This window comes from Paraburkholderia nodosa DSM 21604 (assembly GCF_000519185.1).
Taxonomy (GTDB): domain Bacteria; phylum Pseudomonadota; class Gammaproteobacteria; order Burkholderiales; family Burkholderiaceae; genus Paraburkholderia; species Paraburkholderia nodosa.
This window is the reverse complement of the sequence record NZ_JAFA01000002.1, coordinates 296,363-317,088: the sequence shown is the minus strand read 5'-3', so window position 1 is coordinate 317,088 and position 20,726 is coordinate 296,363. Positions and strand designations below refer to the sequence as shown.

General features: G+C 62.4%; 16 protein-coding genes. 14 read left to right on the top strand and 2 right to left on the bottom strand.

Features of this window, described 5'->3' with window-relative positions; translation table 11 throughout:
- Positions 1-5: 5 nt before the first annotated feature.
- Complete coding sequence (locus tag A3CW_RS0103970; protein ID WP_028202409.1) at positions 6-872, bottom strand: STAS domain-containing protein; 867 nt, start codon at positions 870-872, stop codon at positions 6-8.
- A gap of 373 nt (positions 873-1,245) precedes the next feature.
- Here A3CW_RS0103970 and A3CW_RS0103965 point away from each other — a divergent pair, with 373 nt between their 5' ends.
- The 12 genes from A3CW_RS0103965 (at position 1,246) to A3CW_RS0103910 (ending at position 14,755) form a co-directional block, all read left to right on the top strand.
- Positions 1,246-1,476, top strand: a complete 231-nt coding sequence (locus A3CW_RS0103965; protein ID WP_028202408.1) for a hypothetical protein — start codon at positions 1,246-1,248, stop codon at positions 1,474-1,476.
- A 148-nt stretch (positions 1,477-1,624) separates the two neighbouring features.
- Entirely contained in the window at positions 1,625-2,275 is a 651-nt protein-coding gene (locus tag A3CW_RS0103960; protein ID WP_028202407.1) for an MlaC/ttg2D family ABC transporter substrate-binding protein, read from the top strand.
- A gap of 170 nt (positions 2,276-2,445) precedes the next feature.
- Positions 2,446-4,401 carry an AI-2E family transporter gene (locus tag A3CW_RS45145; protein WP_081771519.1) on the top strand — a complete coding sequence of 652 codons (1,956 nt, stop codon included), beginning with the start codon at positions 2,446-2,448 and terminating at the stop codon, positions 4,399-4,401.
- Between the two features lie 84 nt (positions 4,402-4,485).
- The gene (locus tag A3CW_RS45140; RefSeq protein ID WP_051481208.1) at positions 4,486-4,737 is read left to right on the top strand and encodes a hypothetical protein; all 252 of its coding nucleotides are present in this window, start codon (positions 4,486-4,488) and stop codon (positions 4,735-4,737) included.
- 375 nt (positions 4,738-5,112) lie between these two features.
- A complete protein-coding gene (locus tag A3CW_RS0103945; RefSeq protein WP_028202406.1) occupies positions 5,113-5,853 on the top strand; it encodes a 3-ketoacyl-ACP reductase in 741 nt (246 codons plus the stop codon).
- Between the two features lie 311 nt (positions 5,854-6,164).
- The gene (locus tag A3CW_RS0103940; protein ID WP_028202405.1) at positions 6,165-6,596 is read left to right on the top strand and encodes an Lrp/AsnC family transcriptional regulator; all 432 of its coding nucleotides are present in this window, start codon (positions 6,165-6,167) and stop codon (positions 6,594-6,596) included.
- A 176-nt stretch (positions 6,597-6,772) separates the two neighbouring features.
- A complete protein-coding gene (locus A3CW_RS0103935) occupies positions 6,773-7,843 on the top strand; it encodes an ornithine cyclodeaminase (protein ID WP_028202404.1) in 1,071 nt (356 codons plus the stop codon).
- A 47-nt stretch (positions 7,844-7,890) separates the two neighbouring features.
- Entirely contained in the window at positions 7,891-8,832 is a 942-nt protein-coding gene (gene ctlX / locus A3CW_RS0103930) for a citrulline utilization hydrolase CtlX (protein WP_028202403.1), read from the top strand.
- A 117-nt stretch (positions 8,833-8,949) separates the two neighbouring features.
- Positions 8,950-10,326, top strand: coding sequence for an amino acid permease (locus A3CW_RS0103925; RefSeq protein WP_028202402.1), 1,377 nt, complete (start codon positions 8,950-8,952; stop codon positions 10,324-10,326).
- 73 nt (positions 10,327-10,399) lie between these two features.
- Positions 10,400-12,916: a DNA ligase D gene (gene ligD, locus A3CW_RS0103920; RefSeq protein ID WP_028202401.1), complete on the top strand. Its 2,517-nt coding sequence runs from the start codon at positions 10,400-10,402 to the stop codon at positions 12,914-12,916.
- Positions 12,917-12,992: 76 nt separating this feature from the next.
- Positions 12,993-13,919, top strand: a complete 927-nt coding sequence (ku, locus tag A3CW_RS0103915; RefSeq protein ID WP_028202400.1) for a non-homologous end joining protein Ku — start codon at positions 12,993-12,995, stop codon at positions 13,917-13,919.
- Between the two features lie 29 nt (positions 13,920-13,948).
- On the top strand, positions 13,949-14,755 hold the full coding sequence (locus A3CW_RS0103910; RefSeq protein ID WP_211254041.1) for a tetratricopeptide repeat protein: 807 nt from the start codon (positions 13,949-13,951) through the stop codon (positions 14,753-14,755).
- A gap of 150 nt (positions 14,756-14,905) precedes the next feature.
- On the opposite strand, the gene A3CW_RS0103905 is transcribed toward A3CW_RS0103910, so the two are convergent.
- Positions 14,906-15,907 carry an alpha/beta fold hydrolase gene (locus A3CW_RS0103905; protein ID WP_028202398.1) on the bottom strand — a complete coding sequence of 334 codons (1,002 nt, stop codon included), beginning with the start codon at positions 15,905-15,907 and terminating at the stop codon, positions 14,906-14,908.
- A gap of 450 nt (positions 15,908-16,357) precedes the next feature.
- Between A3CW_RS0103905 and A3CW_RS0103900 the strand changes: the two genes are divergently transcribed.
- Positions 16,358-19,183 carry a type VI secretion system Vgr family protein gene (locus A3CW_RS0103900; RefSeq protein ID WP_028202397.1) on the top strand — a complete coding sequence of 942 codons (2,826 nt, stop codon included), beginning with the start codon at positions 16,358-16,360 and terminating at the stop codon, positions 19,181-19,183.
- Positions 19,180-20,724, top strand: a complete 1,545-nt coding sequence (locus A3CW_RS0103895) for a hypothetical protein (protein ID WP_028202396.1) — start codon at positions 19,180-19,182, stop codon at positions 20,722-20,724. The genes A3CW_RS0103900 and A3CW_RS0103895 overlap by 4 nt, the downstream gene beginning before the upstream one ends.
- Positions 20,725-20,726: the final 2 nt, after the last annotated feature.

Sequence of the window (20,726 nt, the reverse complement as noted above, 5' to 3'; positions counted from 1 at the left end):
GGCTCTCAGGCCGTGGCCTTCGGCGAGGTGATGGTCGCGCCAATGCGCTGCAGCGCGATGACGAAGGCGTCGGCGAGCGTGGACTTGGTCGTGACGTTGGTGAGATCGACGCCCAGGTGCACGATGGTCTGCGCGATCTGCGGGCGGATGCCGCTGATGATGCAGTCCGCGCCCATCAGGCGCGCGGCGGCCACGGTCTTGAGCAGATGCTGCGCGACGAGCGTGTCGACGGTGGGCACACCCGTGATGTCGATGATCGCGAGGCCCGCGCCCGTGTCGACGATCTTCTGCAGCAGGCTCTCCATGACGACCTGAGTGCGCGCGGAGTCGAGCGTGCCGATGAGCGGCAGCGCGAGGATGCCTTCCCAAAGCTGCACGACCGGCGTGGAAAGCTCCAGCAGCTCTTCCTGCTGGCGCGCGATGATCGCTTCGCGGCTCTTCTGGAAAATGTCGGTGGTGTAGATGCCGAAGCCGTCGAGCAGCAGGTTGACCTGCCAGCTCACCTGGGCAAGCTCGGCGGCGTTGCTCGCATACGCCTGGCGCAGCCGCGCGTAGAGCGGTTCCTTGAACGAGAACACGAAGGTGGCCGTCTCGACCGGCGTGTAGCCCTGACGCGCGCGGTGCGCCGACATTTCCGCCAGGAACGCGCGCACCGGCTCCCATTCCGGGCGGGCCGAATCGAAGGTTTCGGTATTCGGCAGCGTGTCGAGAAAGACATTGAGGAACGCGGAGAACTGCTCGCGAATTTCCCCTTCCATCGCGAGGCCGCGGCGCAGCGCGATCGGCAGATGCAGGCGCAGCCATTCGGCGAGCAGCGTGTCGCGATGCTGGCCGAGGATGTCCGCAATGCGAACCTGTTCCGGTGTGTTCATGCGATCTCCTGAGCGATGGGGCGCGCCTCGTCATCGAGACGAACCGCTGAACCTTACGTCATCGTATCGATTCGATCCCAATCGAACCGCAATTGAACCGATTACGCGGGCAGGCAAGGCAAGCGAACGGGCGGGCGTGTGGCTGCATGCGTTTTTCGTGCCTGCTTGCCCGCGCAACGACTGCTGGGCCGGGTGCGCGCGGGACGCCCCACTTTGCCGTGACGCGCTTGTAGTTTTTACAGGGGGGGAGATTGCGTGCGGATGCACGAGCATTGCTGCGAGCGGGGCTCTGCGCGATGTCATCGCATGGTATGTGTCTTGCTTCACAGTAGCGCCAATCACAATCCGGTCCGCACCGAGGAGCACCGCAGCCATGGAGCCCGAAGCCATTTCCCGCCAGCAATCGCCGTTATCGACGACGTCCGTGCCACTGTCAGGCGCGCTCGCTTCTGGCGAGAACACGCTGGAGCAGGGCGCGGACGACAGCGAAGGCGACCCGATGCCGGCCGTGCTCTCGCGCCTCTCGTTCTGTGTTGCCTGGCTTTTCGGGCTCGAGGCATTCCTTGCGGAGTCCGATGCGCGGGCGCGCACGCCGCGCGCGTGAAGTGAAGGCATGAGCCCACGAGCGGCACAACGATCCGACCTGTGTGCGCCCGACCCGCTAGACTGAGCGCTGGCGTGCGCTCGCGCGATGCGTGCGGCCTGTCGACTTCGCGCCCGTTCGCCCCTCCCGCCATTGCCCAGAGATATCGATGACCAGGTTATTCCGCGTGACCGCGCTGCTTGCGTGGTGTCTGTCGTTCCTGCCCGCTACTGCGGCGTTTGCTCAATCGGTCCCGGTGGACCAGTCGGACCCCCAGGCGCTCATCAAGACCGCCACGCAGCAGATCCTCGACGAAGTCCGCACGAAGTCCGTCGCGCCCGACGATATCGCGCGCATCCAGGATATCGTCAACCGCGACATTCTTCCGTACGTCGATTTTCGCCGCACCACGCGCCTCGCCATGGGGCCGCACTGGCGCACCACGACGCCCGAGCAGCAAGCGCAGATCGAGCAGCAGTTCCAGCTGCTGCTGATCCATCTCTACTCGGGCGCCATCGCGCAACTGAAGCCTGACCAAAAGATCGAGTACCCGCCCATGCGCAGCTCGCCGGGCGACACTGACGTCGTCGTGCGCACGCTCGCGCAAACCAGCAGCAATCCGATTGAAATCGATTACCGGCTGTACAAGACGCCGCAGGGCTGGCGCCTTTACGACCTGAACGTGCTCGGCGCATGGCTGATCCAGACCTATCGCCAGCAGTTCAACGAGAAGATCCAGCAGGGCGGCGTGGACGGGCTCATCCAGTTCCTCACCGCGCGCAACCAGGAACTCGTCACGGGCAAGACGCAGACGCAGTGACGCGCGGTTTTTGCGTGCCCCTCTCGCGACCTGCGAAAATCTGGACGGCAGCGCCTCACGTGGGGAGGCGCTGTACCATTTCGAGGTGCGCCTCGTGCGTATAGATGGGCCGTGCGCTTGCCCGAGCCGGCGCGGCCCCGATGTTTCTTTTTTTGCCGATCCGATCCGACATGAATTTCCCGCTGCCGCCGCAGGGCAGACGCAACCGGGTGTTTCCGCCGAGCCCGCCTACGCTGCACAGCCTCGCCTCCGTCATTACCGGCGTGGTCGTGGTGTGCGGCCTGTATTTCGGGCGCGCGGTGCTGATTCCCATTACGCTCTCGGTGCTGCTGAGCTTTCTGCTGGCGCCGCTCGTGACCACGCTGCGGCGCTTTCATGTGCCGCAGTTCCTCGCCATTCTGATTGCGGTGCTCTCCACCGTGCTCGCACTTGCCGGCGTGGGCGCGCTGATCGCCGCGCAGGTGTATCAGCTTTCCGCCTCCCTGCCGCAGTACCAGGAAGAGATCGAGCAGAAAGTGAAAACGGTGCAGGAAAAAACCGTGGGCCGCGCCGATTCGCTGATGTCGCGGGCCGCCACCGCGCTGCAGCGCGTGACGCCCACGCCGCCGCCCGCGCCGCCGCAGCCGCGCGGGCGCGCGGCGCGCAACCAGCCGCAGCAGCCGATGCCCGTGGAGGTCCATACGCCCGCGCCCACGCCGCTTACGCTCGCGCAAAAGGCGCTTGCCCCGGCTATCGCGCCGCTCGAAACGACCTTCATCGTGCTCGTGGTGACGATCTTCATCCTGTTCCAGCGCGAGGATCTGCGCGACCGGCTCATCAGCGTGTTCGGCTCCGACGACCTGCACCGCACCACGACCGCCATCAACGACGCCTCACAGCGGCTCTCGCGCTACTTCGTCGCGCAGGTCGGCGTGAACGTCACGGTGGGCGGGGTGATCGCGCTGGGGCTGGCCGGCATCGGCGTACCGGGCGCGCTGCTGTTCGGCGCGGTGGCGGCGCTCATGCGCTTCGTGCCGTACATCGGCATCTGGATCGCCGCGATCATGGCGACGATCGTCGCCGCGGCCACGCAGCCGCAATGGACCATGGGCGTCACGACGCTGATCTTCTTCATCGTCGTGGACGTGGTGGCGGGGCAGTTCGCCGAGCCGATGCTCTATGGCAAGCGCTCGGGCCTCTCACCGCTTGCGGTGGTGGTGGCGGCGATCTTCTGGAGCTGGCTGTGGGGGCCCGTGGGGCTCGTGCTTTCCACCCCGCTCACGTTGTGCATCGTCACGCTGGGCCGCTACGTGGACCGCCTGAACTTCCTCACGATCCTGCTTGGCGACCAGCCCGCACTCACGCCCGCGCAAATGTGCTACCAGCGCCTGCTCGCCGACGATCCCCACGAGGCACTGCTGCAGGCGGACCGGCTGCTCACCGGCATGCCGCTCATCGACTATTACGAGCAGGTGGCGTTCGAGGGCCTGCGCTTCGCGCGCAACGACGCCTTGCGCGGCGTGCTGCCCGCCGAGCAGGTCGCGCGTATCAACCAGGCGCTGCTCGATATCGTCGAGGACCTCGAATCCGTGGACGATTCGCGTCACGCCGCACCCGAGGGGGAGAGCGCCAAGAAGTCCGTTGAAGGCGCGGACGAAGGCGCGAGGGTGATCGAGTTCACGCTCTCGCCGGACGCGGGCGAGGTGCTGTGCGTGCCCGGACGCGGCGCGTTCGACGACGTGGCGGTGGCGATCGTCGGCCAGTTGCTCATGCGGCGCAATATTCCCTGCGCGGCCACCACCTACGACGAAGTGCGCGCCACGCGCGGGGCCATGATCGACGAGCGCTCGCCGGCCATCTGCGTGGTGTCGCTCGATGCGCCCGAGTCGGCGCCGTACCTGCGCAATCTCGTGCGCCGCCTGCGCGAGCGCGCCCCCGACGCGACCATCGTGGTGGGCATCGGCGCGGCGCTGCGCGACGACGGCGCAGGCATTGCCGACGACCCCGGCACGCTCTTCCCGACCTCGCTGCGCAACCTCGTGGAGGAATGCGGCGTGGCGCTCGTACCGGTACAGACGCCGCCGACCGAAAAGAGGGCAGCAACGCCGGATATGCAGGGTCAATATAGTGCGGGAGCGAAATTGTGACAGTCATGCCCGTGTCACATTGAGGCTCGAATATATGCGGCCCTGTGCCCCTGGTTGCGGCATGAAAGTTACTGGGAGACAACGTTGCTGAGCCCGAAAGAATTCGCCACGCTGATGCTCGTCCGCCATTCGCCGGACCAGATCGACATGAACCGTCAGGAACTGGACACGCTGCTCGAGCGTCAGCTGGTTGCGCTCGAGCAATGGACGGAAGGCCACCGCCGGCTGTCGCTCACGATTGCCGGCCGCTCGCTGCTCGAAGCGGTGGGGCGGCTGGAATACGTGACGGGTTTGCCCGAGGGGCATGGCAACGAGCGCCTCGCCGCCGGCCTTTGATGCTTGTTTGATGCTTGCTCGATTCTTACGCAGTGAGCCTGCGTGCGGCCCGGTCTCGAATGGAGCCGGGCCGTGTCTTTATGCAAAACACATTTTCTGCGTATGCATTTATTGAGGCATGCCAGGTAATTGTGTGCTTTTGCGCACGCCCGAGGGCGTGATCGTCTTGTGTCCCCCAAAGGACGCTGCTACGCTGATCCGGTTTTTCGGCGGCATCGAGCGAAGGCCGGCACACGCTGTCTTACGGAAGGATTGCGGCAGCGTTTTCCTGTACGGGTATGTCCCCATCGCCCGGCTTGGTGGCGCTCGTCAAACTGACTCCATCCTCCAGAGTCTTTCCCAACTCACCTACCCCCTAAAGCAAAAGGAGGATCTATGGCAAAGCGTATTGCCTACGTGACCGGCGGCATGGGCGGCATCGGAACGGCCATCTGCCAGCGTCTGCACAAGGATGGCTACACGGTGGTCGCGGGCTGCGGCCCGAACTCGCAGCGCAAAACACGCTGGCTCGACGAGCAGAAGGCGCTCGGCTACGAGTTCGTCGCGTCTGAAGGCAACGTGGCCGACTGGGACTCCACGGCTGTCGCGTTCGAGAAGGTGAAGAAGGACGTCGGCGAAATCGACATCCTGGTCAACAACGCCGGCATCACGCGCGACGTCGTCTTCCGCAAGATGACGCACGAAGACTGGATCGCGGTGATCGACACCAACCTCACGAGCCTCTTCAACGTGACCAAGCAGGTGATCGACGGCATGATCGAGCGGGGCTTTGGGCGGGTGATCAACATTTCGTCGGTGAACGGGCAGAAAGGCCAGTTCGGTCAGACGAATTACTCCACGGCCAAGGCCGGCATTCACGGCTTCACCATGGCGCTGGCGCAGGAAGTGGCGACCAAGGGCGTGACCGTCAACACCGTTTCGCCCGGCTATATCGGCACGGACATGGTGAAGGCGGTGAAGCCCGAAGTGCTCTCGAAGATCGTCGACAGCATTCCGGTGCGGCGCCTCGGCGAACCGATGGAGATCGCCTCGATCGTGGCATGGCTCGCGTCCGACGAAGCGGGTTTCTCGACCGGCGCGGACTTCTCGCTCAATGGCGGTCTGCACATGAGCTGAGCTTTGCCGCGGCTTCTTGCGCGGTGCTTGTGAGCACAACGAAGTGATCTGGCGGGAGCGGCGACATGCCGGCTCCCGCTTTGTATTTTGGGTCTGGCTGGATGGCGATTTGCAACAGGGAACGCTTCGGTTCGCCAGCGCCAGCACTGAGTCCCGCCAGGCTGTCGGCATAGACGTGGCAAACGGGTCGAAATCGCCCATAATCCTGGCAATTTGCCACGCGCAGCGAGCAGTCTGACCAGTTCGCGTGGCGCCGCTGCTCGCCTCACGGCATATTCGCGGCTCTCAGGTTTCAGCCAGGAAATATCAATATGATCAGCCTCGACGACATCGACCGACAGCTCATCGCGCTGCTGCGCGACAATGCCCGCACTTCGGTCGTCACACTGGCGAAGCAGTTGCGCGTGGCGCGCGCGACCGTCCAGAACCGCATTACGCGGCTCGAGGAAAACGGCGTAATCGTCGGCTACACGCTGCGCCTGAAACCCTCGGCGGAGAAGCACCGCATTCGTGCGCTCATGTCGATCGCCGTCGAGGGCAACCGTGCGGCGGACGTCGTGAAGGCGCTGCGCGGCTATCCGAACGTGGCGACCATCCACAGCACGAACGGGCGTTGGGATCTGGTGGCGGAATTGCAGGCTGATTCTCTGGAAAGCTTCGACCGGGTACTGGCTTCGATCCGCCTGCTCGACGGCATCGCCAATACCGAAACCAGCATTCTGCTTTCGACGCACAAGGCCTGAACGGCCGCGCCGGGATCAACCTGCGCAAGATGGCAGCGCGGGCTGGCAAAGTGACCGGTTTCCTGCGCGTTTTGCCAGCTTTGCCATCTGTCAGTTGGCGTGCTTCATCGAAATAATCTCCTCATTGCGTGCCGCACGAGCGCCGTGCACGGCACAGCCAACCCAGGAGACATTTCATGACCCGCTTTCTCGACGTTCCTGCCACCAGCAAACTCATCGCACGGATAGGCGTGCCTCGCTGCCTCAGCGAACTCGTCGATGCGCTCGAACACGACTACCGCCGATGGAGCGAATTCGATAAATCGCCTCGCGTCGCCTGCCATTCCCGGGATGGCGTGATCGAATTGATGCCCGTCGCCGATTCGAAGCTGTTCGCGTTCAAATACGTGAACGGTCATCCCGTCAACGCGCAGCGCGGCATACACACCGTCATGGCGTTCGGCGCGCTCGGCGACGTCGCTACCGGCTACCCCGTGCTGCTTGCCGAACTGACGCTGACCACCGCGTTGCGCACGGCCGCGACTTCGGTCATGGCTGCAAAGCAGATGGCGCGTCCGAACGCGCGCACGATGGCGCTGATCGGCAACGGTGCGCAAAGCGAATTCCAGGCAATCGGCTTTCATACGCTGCTGGGCATCGAAGAGATTCGCGTGTTCGATATCGACACGCAGGCGACCGACAAGCTCGTGCGCAATCTCGCCGCGTTTCCTCATCTGAAGCTCGTGCGCGCCCGCTCGACCGCAGAGGCCGTGCGGGGCGCCGACATCGTGACGACGGTCACGGCCGACAAGGCGTATGCCACGATCATCACGCCGGAGATGATCGAACCCGGCATGCATCTGAACGCGGTTGGCGGCGACTGCCCTGGCAAAACCGAGTTGCACGAGAACGTGGTGCGCATGGCACGCGTGATCGTCGAGTACGAGCCCCAGAGCCGTATCGAAGGCGAGATCCAGCAATTGCCGGCCGATTTCCCCGTGGTCGAGTTCTGGCGCGTGCTGCAGGGAGAAGCACCGGGCCGGGAGAGCGCATCGGAAGTGACCATCTTCGATTCGGTGGGCTTCGCTCTGGAAGACTATTCGGCGCTGCGTTACCTCTATGCACGCGCGATGCAACAGGGTGCGGGCGACGACATCGCGCTGATTCCGCCGGCCGCCGATCCCAAGAACCTGTTTGCGCTGATCGCCGAACACGTCCCGTCGTTGCCCGCCGCAAGTGTGGCTGAAGTGACGGCGCTGGTGAATTGACCGCCCCGCATCGCCCGGTAATCGTTGCCCGAATTTCGTTACTCCCTATGAGCCTTCTTTCGATTCAGGCGCCGTGCGCTGTCGTGATGATCCGGCCGCACCGCTTTCACCCCAATCCGGAAACCGCGGCCGACAACGCGTTCCAGCGCGAACTGCCCGCATGCGGCGACGCGGCCACAGAAGCCCTCGCCGAAGCGGCACGCGACGAAGTCACCGAAGCGGCGCAACGGTTGCGCAACGCCGGTGTGCACGTGCACGTCTTCGACGACTTCGGCGAGCGCAGCACGCCGGATTCGGTGTTCCCGAACAACTGGTTCTCTACCCATCCCGGGGGCCATGTCGCGCTGTATCCGATGTATAGCGGCAATCGTCGGCGCGAACGGCGCACGGACGTGATCGACATGCTCAAGTCCGAGTATCGGGTGCAGGATGTGATCGACTTTTCCGGACTCGAATACGACGATCTGTTTCTCGAAGGTACCGGGGCGATGGTGCTTGACCATGTCGCGCGCGTGGCTTACACGGCGCGCTCGCGCCGCGCCGATCCGGTCGCGCTCGAACGCTTCTGCACGCACTTCAATTTCGAGCCGATGTGCTTCGACACGGCGGGCAGCGACGGCACGCCCATCTATCACACCAACGTGATGATGAGCGTCGCGACCGATTTTGTGCTGATCGGCCTCGATGTGATCCGCGAGGCCGCGCGCCGCGAGGAGATTCATCGCCGTCTCGCACAGACGGGGCGTACGGTCATTGTTCTCGAGAACGCGCAGATCGACGACTTCGCCGGCAACGCCATCGAATTGTCCGGACGCGACGGGCGCGTGCTGGCGCTGTCGCGACGTGCTCTCGAAAGCCTTTCACAGCGCCAGCGTCGCCTGATCGAGCGTTCGGCGCGACTCCTGCCACTCGACGTGCCGACGATCGAGATGGCCGGCGGATCGGTGCGCTGCATGCTTGCGGGCATTCATCTCTCGAAGCGCGATTGAGCCTGCTGGCCGCGGCGCCAGCGCATTGCGCGACGCCGGGCCATGCAAATCTGAACATACATCGAGGCTGGCGCCTGCAAAGCCTGCACGGCGCGCAAAGCCATGGAAGGAGACACCATGCCGGATCGACAGCCTGCGCTTCATCGCGGACTCGAAGAACGTCACATCAACCTGATGGCATTGGGCGCAGCCGTCGGAGTCGGGCTATTTCTCGGCTCGGCCAGCGCGATCAGAATGGCCGGTCCGGCCATTCTCGTCAGCTATACGCTCGCGGGCGTGGCGATATTCATCATCATGCGAGCGCTCGGCGAAATGGCCGTGGCCAATCCCGTGGCCGGGTCGTTTAGCCGCTACGCGCAAGACTACGTCGGGCCGCTCGCCGGCTATCTCACAGGCTGGACCTACTGGCTTACGGCGCTGGTTGGCAGCATGTGCGAGATCACGGCCGCGGGTATTTACATGAATATCTGGTTCCCGCATGTGCCCACGTGGATATGGACGTTTGCCGCACTGGGTGCGGTGGCGGCGATCAATTTCGCCGCCGTGAAAGCGTATGGCGAATTCGAGTTCTGGTTTGCGCTCATCAAGGTCGTCACGATCGTGCTGATGATCGTGGCGGGTGCGGGCATGATCGTATTCGGCCTGGGCAACGGCGGCGTAGCGACAGGCGTGAGCAATCTGTGGGCGCACGGCGGCTTCATGCCCAACGGCTGGACCGGCATATTGAAAGCGCTGCCGATGGTCATGTTCGCCTATCAGGGCATCGAGTTGCTCGGCGTGACCGCCGGCGAGGCGCGCAATCCGCAGAAAACGCTCGCACGCGCTGTGAATTCCGTTTTCTGGCGTGTATTGATTTTTTATGTGGGCGCGCTGTTCGTGATCATGTCGATTTACCCCTGGAATCAGATCGGAACAAACGGTAGTCCGTTCGTGCTCACCTTCGACAGGCTCGGCATTCATTACGCTGCCGGCGTCATCAATTTCGTCGTGTTGACCGCGGCGCTTTCGTCGTGCAACAGCAACATTTACGGTACGTCGCGTCTGCTCCATAACCTCGCGGAGCAACAGCAGGCGCACGCCGTATTCGCGCGCGTTTCGCCGAATGGCATCCCGGTCTTTGCGCTGCTGTTTTCGTGTGCTTGCTCGCTTTTGGGCGTCTACCTCAACTATGCGAGTCCGAAACAGGTGTTCGTGTGGCTTACCGCCATTTCCACGTTTGGCGCGCTGTGGACATGGGCGATCATCCTCTTCTCACACTACCGCTTTCGCAAGGCGCCGTTGGCTGCTCGTGGCGCGTCGCGCGTGTGCCGGGTGCCGTTTTTCCCGTATGGAAACCTGCTTGCCGGTGCGTTTCTCCTTGTCGTGCTCGCATTGATGGCACGCTTCGACGACACACGCGTTGCGGTGATCGTGGGGCCGCTATGGATCGCGCTCGTGGCGCTCGTCTATTTCGTGACGAAGCGGCGGCCGCAAACCGCAGCGCAGGGCACATGACGCGGGCGCGAGCATTCGCGCCACGCGTTCCGTTTGCGACGCACGAGGCGATAGTTCTTCCTAGACTATCGTCATGGCCTCATCCCGCGACCGCAATCCGCCGTCACCGCCGCTTTCCCGCTATGGAAAAAAGCGGGACTTCCGGGTCACGCCTGAACCGGCGCCGTCGGCTGCCAGCCCGCCCGTTGAAAATGGACATCTGGGCTTCGTTGTGCAGAAGCACTGGGCGAGCCGACTGCACTACGACTTCCGGCTCGAACTCGACGGGGTGCTTCTGTCCTGGGCCGTACCCAAAGGTCCGTGCTACGACCCGAAGGAAAAGCGGATGGCCATTCACGTGGAGGACCATCCGGTCGACTACGCGGGCTTTGAAGGCACGATTCCGGCAAAACAATACGGCGCCGGCGACGTGATTGCCTGGGACCGTGGCACCTGGGAACCCGTCGGTGATCCGCGGGAGGGAATGACAGCTGGCAAGCTGGTTTTCCGTCTCCACGGCGAAAAGCTTGCCGGACTCTGGGAACTGGTTCGCATATCGAAGCCCGGCGACAGGCAAGACCAGTGGATGTTGTTCAAGAAGCGCGATGCCTGGGCGCAGCCGCTTGACGAATACGATGTCATCAAGGCGCTTCCCGACAGCGTTACCGCGAAGCCGCTGGGGCTCATCGAGGAACGCGAGCCACGGCAGACGAGCCCTGTCCATGGTGCCGCGTCTGAAATAAACCTTGCCGCGGCGGTGGCTGCTCCGTTGCCTGCCAGACTCGAGCCCCAACTCGCGACCCTGGCGCCTTCACTTCCTGCAAGTGGCGACTGGATAACCGAGGCCAAGCTCGACGGCTATCGCATGCTGTCCCGCGTCGCCAAAGGACGAGTGCGACTCGTCACACGAGGCGGTCATGACTGGACAGCCAGTTTTCCCGCGCTTGCAGCAGAGGTCGAAGCGCTTGCGCTCAACAGTGCGTGGCTGGATGGCGAAATCACCGTCCTCAAAAATGGCCTTCCCAGTTTCGCTGCGCTGCAAGATGCGATAGACGGCAACGCGAATCAGGACATCGTCTACTTCCTGTTCGACCTGGTGTACCTCAACGGGAAAGACCTCAGGAAGGTGCCGCTGTGGTCGAGGCGCATGCTGCTCGCGCAACTTCTTGAGCATGCCGGTGAGCACATCCGGTTCAGCCAGGACTTTGAGGCGCCCCCTGCCCAACTGTTCGAGGCCGCCTCGGGCCTGGGCCTGGAAGGCCTCATGCTCAAACGCCGCGACGCGCCTTATGAATCGGGGCGGACCCAGACGTGGCTCAAGGCGAAGTCCCGACTCCGGCAGGAACTGGTCATTTGCGGCTTCACGGGCCGAGGCGGCAAAGACGGGGAGGTCGGCAGCCTGCTGCTCGGTTATTACGCGGAGGGCAAGCTTCACGACGCCGGAAGCGTCGGCACCGGCTGGGACGCCAGGACCGCGCGGGACCTGTGGGTGCGGCTGACGCCGCTCGAAGTCGATGCGGCACCATTTGATGTCGACGTCGCCAGGCGGCGCCGGTGGTCCAGGCGCTCGGCCGGCAGCGAACGATGGGTTCGCCCTGAACTCGTCGCAGAGGTCGAATTCGCGGACTGGACGGCCGATGGCGTCATCCGGCAGGCCTCGTTCAGAGGCCTGCGCATCGACAAGCCGCCAACCGGCGTCGTCCGGGAGGGTGGAAAGACGCAGGCGCCGGAGCCGCAACCGAAGCTGAAAATCACGCATCCGGAACGCGTCGTCGACCCATCGACCGGTACGACGAAGGCAGACCTGGTCCGCTACTACGCGAGTCTTGCGGAGCGGATGCTGCCTCACCTGAAGGCCCGGCCCATTACGATGGTCCGCGCGCCCGCAGGCATTGCCGAAGAACTGTTCTTTCAGAAGCATGCCGAGAGAACAGGCATGCCCGGATTGACGGCTCACGACCGCAGTCTCTGGCCGAATCATCCGCCCCTGCTGACCGTCGACACGGTCGACGCATTGCTGTCGGCGGCACAGATGAACACCGTCGAATTTCACACCTGGAATTCGACCGTTCGACGACTCGACAAGCCCGACAGGGTCATCTTCGATCTGGACCCAGGCGAGGGCGTGAAATGGGGACGCGTTCAGGAAGCGGCACTCCTCGTTCAAACGTTGTTGTCGGAACTGGGTCTGCAGGCCTGGCTGAAGACGAGCGGCGGAAAGGGCTTGCACGTCGTCGTGCCGCTTGCCCCGCGGCTGGACTACGATGCGGTCAAGTCGTTCTCGCAGGCATTCGTGCGGCATCTGGCGAAGACGATTCCCGAGCGCTTTTCGGCGACTTCCGGGGCTTCGAACCGGGTCGGAAAGGTCTATGTCGACTACCTGCGCAACGGCAAGGCCCAGACCACCGCCGCGGCATTTTCCGCGCGGGCGCGGCCCGGAATGGGCGTCTCAATGCCGGTCTCCTGGGCGCAGTTGAACGACCTCAAGAGCGGGGCGCAGTGGACGGTACAAACGGCCCGCGAGTACCTCAGCTTCCAGCAGCGGGACCCGTGGGCGGATTACTGGTCGGGGGCGCAATCGTTGGCATCGGCGATAAAGCTCCTAAAATGAAACCACCGCTGGTCGGCGGCGGCACGCGCTTTGCGTACGCGACGTGCCGAACGTGCAAATCCGCGAGGAGAAGTCCATGCCCGCCCGCTCAATCGCATCCCTGACGCTGTCCTTCGGGCTCGTTTCGATACCGGTGAAGCTCTATACCGCGACCGAGAGTTCGTCTGACGTCCGGTTTCACATGCTGTCGCCCGACGGCTCGCGCGTGAAGCAGCAATACGTCTCCGAGAAGACGGGCGATGTTGTCGAGCGCTCGAGCATGAACAAGGGCTACGAATTCGAAAAGGACCGCTTCGTGGTCTTCACCGCCGACGAGCTAAAAGCGCTGGAAGACGCTGCGAGCCACGTCGTCGAAATCATGGCCTTCATCCCGGGAGAGGCGATTAACCCGGTCTTCTACGACAAGGCCTATTACATTGCGCCTGACAAGCGAGGCGGCAAGCCGTACAGCCTGTTGCAGCAGGCGCTCGTGCAGAGCGGCCGCTGCGCGTTGGCGAAATGGGCGTCAAAAGGACGGACGCGGATCGTGCAGGTGCGCCCCGAAGAAGATGGACTCGTCTTTCAGCAATTGCTGTACGCCGACGAGGTTCGCTCGCTGGCTGACCTGCATGTCGAACGTGTCGACGTATCCGATACCGAGATGAAACTCGCGCTGCAGATTATCGAGCAGGGTGCTGAAGACAATTACGACCCGACTGCGTACGAAGACGAAGAGAAGAAGCGCATCCTTGCCGCCATCGACGAAAAGATCGCAGGCAAGCAGGTCGTCGTTCACGAGGCTCACGAAGAGCTGGCCGGCGGCGGACAGGTTATCGACCTGATGGATGCCTTGCGCGCGAGCTTGAAGGGTGGCGCGAAAGCGAAAGCCGCCCCGGCGCCGAAACGTAGCAAGAGCGCGGAGCCCGTTACCGAGCTTCCTGTCGCGCCCAAGACGCGCAAGCCGCCGGCGCGTGCCGCCAAGGCGCCCGCTGAAGCGCCTGCAAAGGTCCGGGCACGCAAGTGACGCCGCAAGTCGACGCGCGCGAGATTTCGATGCGCGAATTGCAGGCTACGCTGGGCGTTTCCCGGAGGGTGGTATCGGGTCTCGTTGCTGCAGGATTCGTGAAGCCGTCACGGGGACCGCGAAACGCATACCGCTTCACGTTCCAGGATGTCGTGCTGCTGCGTACGGCATTGCAGCTACGCGAGGCGCGCATTGCGCCGCGCAAGATCATCATGGCGCTCACGCGGCTGAGAGACGAGTTGCCCGATGAGTTGCCGCTTACAGGGATTCGCGTATCGGCAGTCGGCAACGACGTGGCCGTGCGAACCGGCCCTTCGCAATGGGACGCCGCCACCGGTCAGTTCCTGCTGGATTTCGAAGTTGCGCAAATCAAGGGCGATGTCGTTTTTCTTGATTCGGCGCCTGCGCAGAAGAATCTCGCGCACCAGGCGCAGGAGTGGTACGACCTCGGCGAGCAGTTAAGAGCATCCGATGTGAACGGTGCTGAACGGGCGTACAGGAAGGCCATCGCGCTATCGCCGCAACCTTTTTATGCTGCCTACGTTGATTTGGGCGCGCTGCTATGTGAACTCGAAGCGCGTTGCGAGGATGCGCTTCAACTGTCGGACGAAGCGTTAGCACACTTCCCCGACGATGCCGTGTTGCACTTCAATCGCGCGATTGCGTTCGAGGAGCTGGGCCGCTTCGAAGACGCTGAGCAAAGCTATACACGCTGCCTCGAACTCGACCCGACGTACGCGGACGCTCACCACAATCTGGCAATGCTGCTCGAAAGACGTGGCGACCCGCAAGGCCTGGTTCGTCATTTGAGCGCGTATCGACGGCTGACTACTTAAACCCGTGCAGAAGGTGGCTTCGTGAAGTCGTTTCACCGAGATCTGTCAGGGGCTTGAGATCCATGTGCAGACCACGGCCAAGCCATCGCTCGACGCTGCAACGTGCAACGCTCGTCCAACGTTGCAGGGTCCAGGGCCTCTGCGCATTTATTAGAGTTGGGCACGGCTTCGAACCTCATGGACGACTGAGAGCGCCGCCTTGATGACAACATCCGGCCGCTCAAACTGGATGTCGTGGTCCGAGTCAACGAACTCATGTCGGCTGTTCGAAGACCAGGACGCCTCATCGTTCTGCAGTTGGGTCCAAATTTCTCGTACCTGCTGGCCTTGGACGGCTGTTATGTGCATCGACTTCAGCGCCGCCGCAGAAAACGGCGCGGTCGCCGTCAGTACGTAAATTGGACGGCTGCCGAGGTTTCGAAAACGGCCGGCTTGGGCCAGCGTCGCGGGCAGCGAATCATTTTCCTGAAGCATTGGCCCCAGCGACATCGGCGCATAAGCCACGATTGCGCGATAGTCAGCGTCGCTTTGATTGGGGGCTCGTTGAACCATGCCAGGAGCAAGCGCGCGGACAACGCCCGTCCATGACAGCGACGCTCCGAGTTTGGGCAACCGTGTGTCAACAGAAGGCATGACTTTCTGGAGTCGCTGGAGCTGGTCCGGATGCGATGCATCCACAAACACAAGGCCTGATACTTCCGCAGGGTAGAAGCCCGTAAAATTCATGATGTAAGCGCCACCCAGCGACTGACCGACCAGCACGAAGGGAGCACGTTCCCCTGCTACCTGCAACGCTCGATGCAAATCCCCAGCAACCGATTTGGCGTCTTGCATCCCAGTACTGCGGTCGCTCCACATGATTCCTGCGCGACTGTATGAACAGGCACGGGTGACCTTCGAAACGGATGGCTGGATGGCGGACCAGTCCAGCGAACCGCTAATGCCCAGGCCGGATTCGAACACTATCGTCGGAGAGCCACTGCCCGTGCAGTTGAGTTGTATGCGACGGTCTCCGACGTTCACCATCTCACCCGGCGGTTGATGGTTCTCCCGCGCGAGGTGCCGCTGAAGCGCTTCGTAGCCGCTTCCGGCGATAAGTGCCGCGATGAAAATTGAGAGCAAAAGCAGGCCAATGCGGAATATCAGACGCATGGTCCAGGTCCCTGGATGTGAGGTTTTTGGATTTGTGACGGACTTGCAAAGTACGGAGATGGTTGGGTCTTCGCGCGATTATTCAAGTGGGGCGGACGCTAATGATGAAATCATTCCGCGCAGATTATCTGCGACGCCGGCGAGATGCGTCATCAAACGACTCACCGGCGGCGGTTTTTCAACGAGAACCGACACCACCGGCAAGTCGCCGTGTGCCCCTGTTCAACTGCTTCTATATAGAGAGAGTACCGGCATATCAAGTCGTGGCATACGGCGACGTCTGGTGCGGGAGCTGCAGAGGATTGTCCCCAAGGTGAGCGCGCCGGTCATAACGCTTTCATCGGGGAATGTTAAAAGTTGAGAAACTCAACCAGTCAGAATTGTCGGGTCGGGAAAATCCCCTTATGATTTCGGTCGACTTTAAGGGATATCCCGACAAGGAAAATCTAAATGGGGGCGCAGGACATTATCTCATTTATGCAGTCTGCATTATTTCAGACTGACCGGCTCGTAAAGCTGGACTCCCCTGCGGGGGAAAATGCGTTATTGCCGCAAGCCGTGATGGGTGCATCACGCCTTGGCCGCAACTTCGAATACGTCATCGACGCTGTCTCGACGAATAGCTCGCTTGAGCTGAAGTCTCTTATTGCCCAGCCGGTCGCTCTCTGGCTTCAGCGCGCCGACAAGTCCTATCGCCCGCAGCATGGTTACGTCCATACCGCGCGGCGTCTCGGAGCCGACGGGCAATTGACGAGCTATCAGCTGGTCTACTCATCGTGGCTGCATTTCCTGAAATTCCGCAAGGACGCGCAGATATTCCAGGACAAGTCGGTAGAGGCTATCCTCGAAACGGTCTTTCAGATGCATCCGCAGGCGGCTGGGGCATTCCGGTTTGACATTCAAAACGCATCGCCGGTCCGGTCATTCTGTGTCCAGTATGAGGATGACTGGACTTTCGTGCATCGTCTGCTCGAGTCGGAAGGCTGGTTCTACTATTTCGAGCACGCCGACGATGGTAAGTCGCACACGCTTGTCGTGACCGATAGCCTCTATTCGCTCAAGGCGATGTCGCCGCAGGAGGTCGGCTTTTACCGTGCCGGCATCTCCAGCCAGACAGAGGCCCTGGTGCAGTGGTCTGGCACGCGCACGCTTCAAAGCACGACCTTCAGCACTCGAACGTTCGACTACAAGAAGCCCGGCGCCACCAAGGAGACTTCGTTTCCGACCGTCGGGAATCAGGGCGATCTCCCGCAACAGGCGGAGGTCTATGAGTACACCGGCGCCTATAGCTGGCAGGAGTCCGACCGAGGTGACAAGCTCACCAAGCTCAAGCTGGAAGAGTGGGAGTCGCGCGCCAGGCGCTTTTTCGGCGTCGGCGGCCTTCGGGGAATCGACGTCGGCCACTGGTTCTCACTGGACGACCATCCCGCGCACGAGCAGGATGACGGCGAAGACTGGAAGTTCGCGGTCATCGAAGCCTCGTGGTATATCCGGAACAATATCCCGGTAAGCGACACTCACCCATTTCCGCATAGCCTCGCTGAACGGCTGGCGGCGGTGCGCGCCACCTACGAACGGACCGCAGCCGCTTTCTCCGTCGTGGATTCGAGCGGCAACGGCAGCGACGGCTTCTTCCTCGTCGAGATTGAGGCGCAGCGCCAGAAAGTGCCGTTTCGCAGCCCATTCGAACACCACAAGCCCGTCATGCATCTCCAGACGGCAACGGTGACGGGCCCAGAGAACGAAGAGGTCTACACGGATTCGCTCAACCGCATCCTCGTGCGCATGCATTGGGACCGCCGGGAGGCGTCCGCTGCGACGTGCTGGGTGCGCGCCGCCTTCTCGGATACCGGAAGCGGCTACGGCAGCGTCCACGTGCCCCGCATCGGCGAAGAAGTGAACATCGACTGGGTCGGAGGGGATTGTGACCGGCCGATCGCGACCGGACGCGTTTATAACGGCGCGACTCAGCCTCATTGGCACTCGAATGGCATCCTCTCCGGCTTTCGCTCTCGCGAATACGGTGGCGCGGGCGGCTACAACCAGTTCGTGATGGACGACGCAACAGCCCAGACTCGGCTTCAATTGCTATCGTCCCAAGGCAGCTCCATGCTCCATATGGGCTACCTCATTGCCCAGGACGGGAACACGCGCGGCAGCTATCTCGGCAGCGGCTTCGAACTGCGCACCGACGCATACGGTGCGCTGTGTGCCAACCGGGGGATGCTCATCTCGACGCACGCCGCGGGCGGTGCGAACGCACAGCAGCTCGATGTTAGCGCCGCACGAGGTCAGTTGTCCGGCGCGGGCACCCTCATCGAATCCCTCAGTAGCGCGAGCACGACGCATCAGGCCGAAAGCCTGCAAGCTGGCGAGGACGCGCTCAAGGCATTCGCCGCAGCGTCGACCGAGCGTGCCCAAGGGCAGGCGAGCGGCGGGCGTACCGCCGGCGGCGGCACTGGCTCGGCCAATGCGTTCAAGGAGCCCATCCTCCTGGCGGCAAGCCCGGCGGGAATTGCCGTCTCGACGCAGCAATCCGCGCACGTGAGTGCCGACGAGCAGCTCACTCTGGTCAGCGGTCAAAGCACGCACATTGCCGCGGGCAAGTCGCTGCTTGCGAGTGTCACGGACAAAGTCAGCCTCTTCGTCCAGAACGCAGGGATGAAGCTTTTCGCTGCGAAAGGCAAGGTCGAGATTCGCGCGCACTCGGACAACATCGAGCTGACTGCGCAGAAGACAGTGAAGGTGCTGTCCGCCTCCGAAAACGTGGAAGTGGCAGCAAGCCAGAGCGTCCTGCTCACCTCTGGCGGTGCTTACATTCGCATCCAGGGCGGCAACATCGAGATTCATGCTCCCGGGCAGATAGACATCAAGGGTGCGCAGCATGCATTCAACGGCCCCACGAGCAGTGCCTACGACTTGCCCACATTGCCCAAGGGCGACCTGCACAACAAGCTCGAGCTGAACCTCACCGACAGCAACCTGAAGCCTGTGCCCGGTGCGCCGTACAAGGTCGTGTTCGACAACGGGACTACATTGGCCGGCAAGCTGGATGCAAATGGGCACGCGGTGCTTCGAGATGTGCCGGAAGGCACAGCCAAGGCATTTTTCGGCGAGGACGCACGCCCGTTCGCGCAACAAGCGCTGCCCGCAGCGAAGACGCTCGACCAGGCTGACGTGCTGAAAGAGCTTGGTGCCGGCGGACACGAAGGCATCAACCAGGAAAACCTCGCGAGCCTCTTCAATCAATTCTCCGGCCGCCCTGACATCCAATGAACGACAACGACCAACAGGCCGTCGAAGACGCGGTCGAGCAGATTGGCATCTCGATGGCGGCCAACGCGTTCCCGCTGTTCTACGTCGCGCAGAACGTCTACGACACGTCGGAAAGCGTCTGGAACGTGTGGAATGCACGCAGCGCCACCGACGAGATGACGAAGATTGAGACAGGCATCGACCTGGTATTCGCGGTCGCGGGCTGGGTGCCCGTGGTCGGCGCCGGGGTCAAGCGAACGTTTCGGCTCGTCAATCACAAGTCGGACATCTACGGGCCGCTGCTCTTCGATATTCTGCGGATGGTGCTTCAACGCGCGCACTGCCCGACGAGCCCGGAAGAGCTGGTCGACAAGCTGTTCGATGCGTCGGGACTGAAAAAGCTGCTGACCGAGTCTCGCGAGCACATTGAGAAGTCGTGGTTGTATCGCGAGATGCCGCCAACAGCGCAGACCACGTTCGGCGAGGCGCTCGGATTTGTTGAGACAAACCTGCCGTACTGGCTCACCCAGTTCGTCGAGCGCAAGCTCATGCATTGGAAGAAGAAGCAGCCCAACTCATCCGCTGAGGGGACGGTTGCCTTCCGAAAGGAGACCGAGAAGCCAGGGAAGGTTGGTGTAGAAGCCGAAGACGGGCACAACCGCTCGAAGTCTGCGCCGAGCGCCGGTGGGGTTGTGAATGCCAAGCTGGCAGTCAAGGACATCACGAACAAAATCACCGGGCTTCTCGGTGAACACATTGCCGACTACTACTGCTATGAGCACTTGAAATGGGGCTCCGGTTGGACCTCACACGACCAGGGCGCGCTCGGCCATTGGGCGACGCCCCCGGGCGCCACGGTCCTTGGCAAGCTAAACGACGATAGGCAGCTCAACAAGCTCTTTGCGCCCAAGTCTCGTGGGCAAGGCATCGACGGCGTCTGGCGCGCGACACCCGCAAACAATAACGGAAAGCCCTATGCGATTGTTGAAGCAAAGTCGTCAAGGGTCGCTTCAAAGCCGAAGAGGGACAGCAAGCCCAATGTGTCCTCCAAGCTTGGGATGGCAAGCCGAATCGCTGACGAGGTGCTTCCACGGCCCGAGGAACTGCTCGAGCCGCCTATCGCGGATGATGGCGCAACGCAAGCGGCATCCGCGCAAGCGACACCGAAGGGCAGGAAGGGCGGCGGCAAGAAGGGCGGCAGGCGAGAGACCTCGGGGGCTCCGTCCACGCCGCAATCATCCACGCCTACTCCGAGCACGGGTACGGTAGCCACAGCAGGCGATAAGATTGCGCAAATGACGACGACCTGGGTCCGGCAAAGCCTTCCGGACGCGGTAGGCAAGTCCATGGCCAGAACCATCGTGGAAGAGGGTTATGCGCGACACATCCTGTACGTTCCCTTCTACCTGCCCAGTGCGATTCAGCACGAGGAAGCGCTGATGATGGGCAAAGAGCACGACCACGACAACCATCACGTGCCCCTTCATTACACTGAAGGCGAAGTGGCCAAGGCGGCGAATGAAAAACAGGCACGTTTAGACAAGAAATATGGAAGGGCGTAACG

What these genes read in the sequence shown, in the direction of transcription:
- A3CW_RS0103970 (WP_028202409.1), bottom strand. Translation starts at nt 872, where the DNA reads ATGAACACACCGGAACAGGTTCGCATTGCGGACATCCTCGGCCAGCAT.
- A3CW_RS0103965 (WP_028202408.1), top strand. Translation starts at nt 1,246, where the DNA reads ATGGAGCCCGAAGCCATTTCCCGCCAGCAATCGCCGTTATCGACGACG.
- A3CW_RS0103960 (WP_028202407.1), top strand. Translation starts at nt 1,625, where the DNA reads ATGACCAGGTTATTCCGCGTGACCGCGCTGCTTGCGTGGTGTCTGTCG.
- A3CW_RS45145 (WP_081771519.1), top strand. Translation starts at nt 2,446, where the DNA reads ATGAATTTCCCGCTGCCGCCGCAGGGCAGACGCAACCGGGTGTTTCCG.
- A3CW_RS0103945 (WP_028202406.1), top strand. Translation starts at nt 5,113, where the DNA reads ATGGCAAAGCGTATTGCCTACGTGACCGGCGGCATGGGCGGCATCGGA.
- A3CW_RS0103940 (WP_028202405.1), top strand. Translation starts at nt 6,165, where the DNA reads ATGATCAGCCTCGACGACATCGACCGACAGCTCATCGCGCTGCTGCGC.
- A3CW_RS0103935 (WP_028202404.1), top strand. Translation starts at nt 6,773, where the DNA reads ATGACCCGCTTTCTCGACGTTCCTGCCACCAGCAAACTCATCGCACGG.
- ctlX (WP_028202403.1), top strand. Translation starts at nt 7,891, where the DNA reads ATGAGCCTTCTTTCGATTCAGGCGCCGTGCGCTGTCGTGATGATCCGG.
- A3CW_RS0103925 (WP_028202402.1), top strand. Translation starts at nt 8,950, where the DNA reads ATGCCGGATCGACAGCCTGCGCTTCATCGCGGACTCGAAGAACGTCAC.
- ligD (WP_028202401.1), top strand. Translation starts at nt 10,400, where the DNA reads ATGGCCTCATCCCGCGACCGCAATCCGCCGTCACCGCCGCTTTCCCGC.
- ku (WP_028202400.1), top strand. Translation starts at nt 12,993, where the DNA reads ATGCCCGCCCGCTCAATCGCATCCCTGACGCTGTCCTTCGGGCTCGTT.
- A3CW_RS0103910 (WP_211254041.1), top strand. Translation starts at nt 13,949, where the DNA reads ATGCGCGAATTGCAGGCTACGCTGGGCGTTTCCCGGAGGGTGGTATCG.
- A3CW_RS0103905 (WP_028202398.1), bottom strand. Translation starts at nt 15,907, where the DNA reads ATGCGTCTGATATTCCGCATTGGCCTGCTTTTGCTCTCAATTTTCATC.
- A3CW_RS0103900 (WP_028202397.1), top strand. Translation starts at nt 16,358, where the DNA reads ATGGGGGCGCAGGACATTATCTCATTTATGCAGTCTGCATTATTTCAG.
- A3CW_RS0103895 (WP_028202396.1), top strand. Translation starts at nt 19,180, where the DNA reads ATGAACGACAACGACCAACAGGCCGTCGAAGACGCGGTCGAGCAGATT.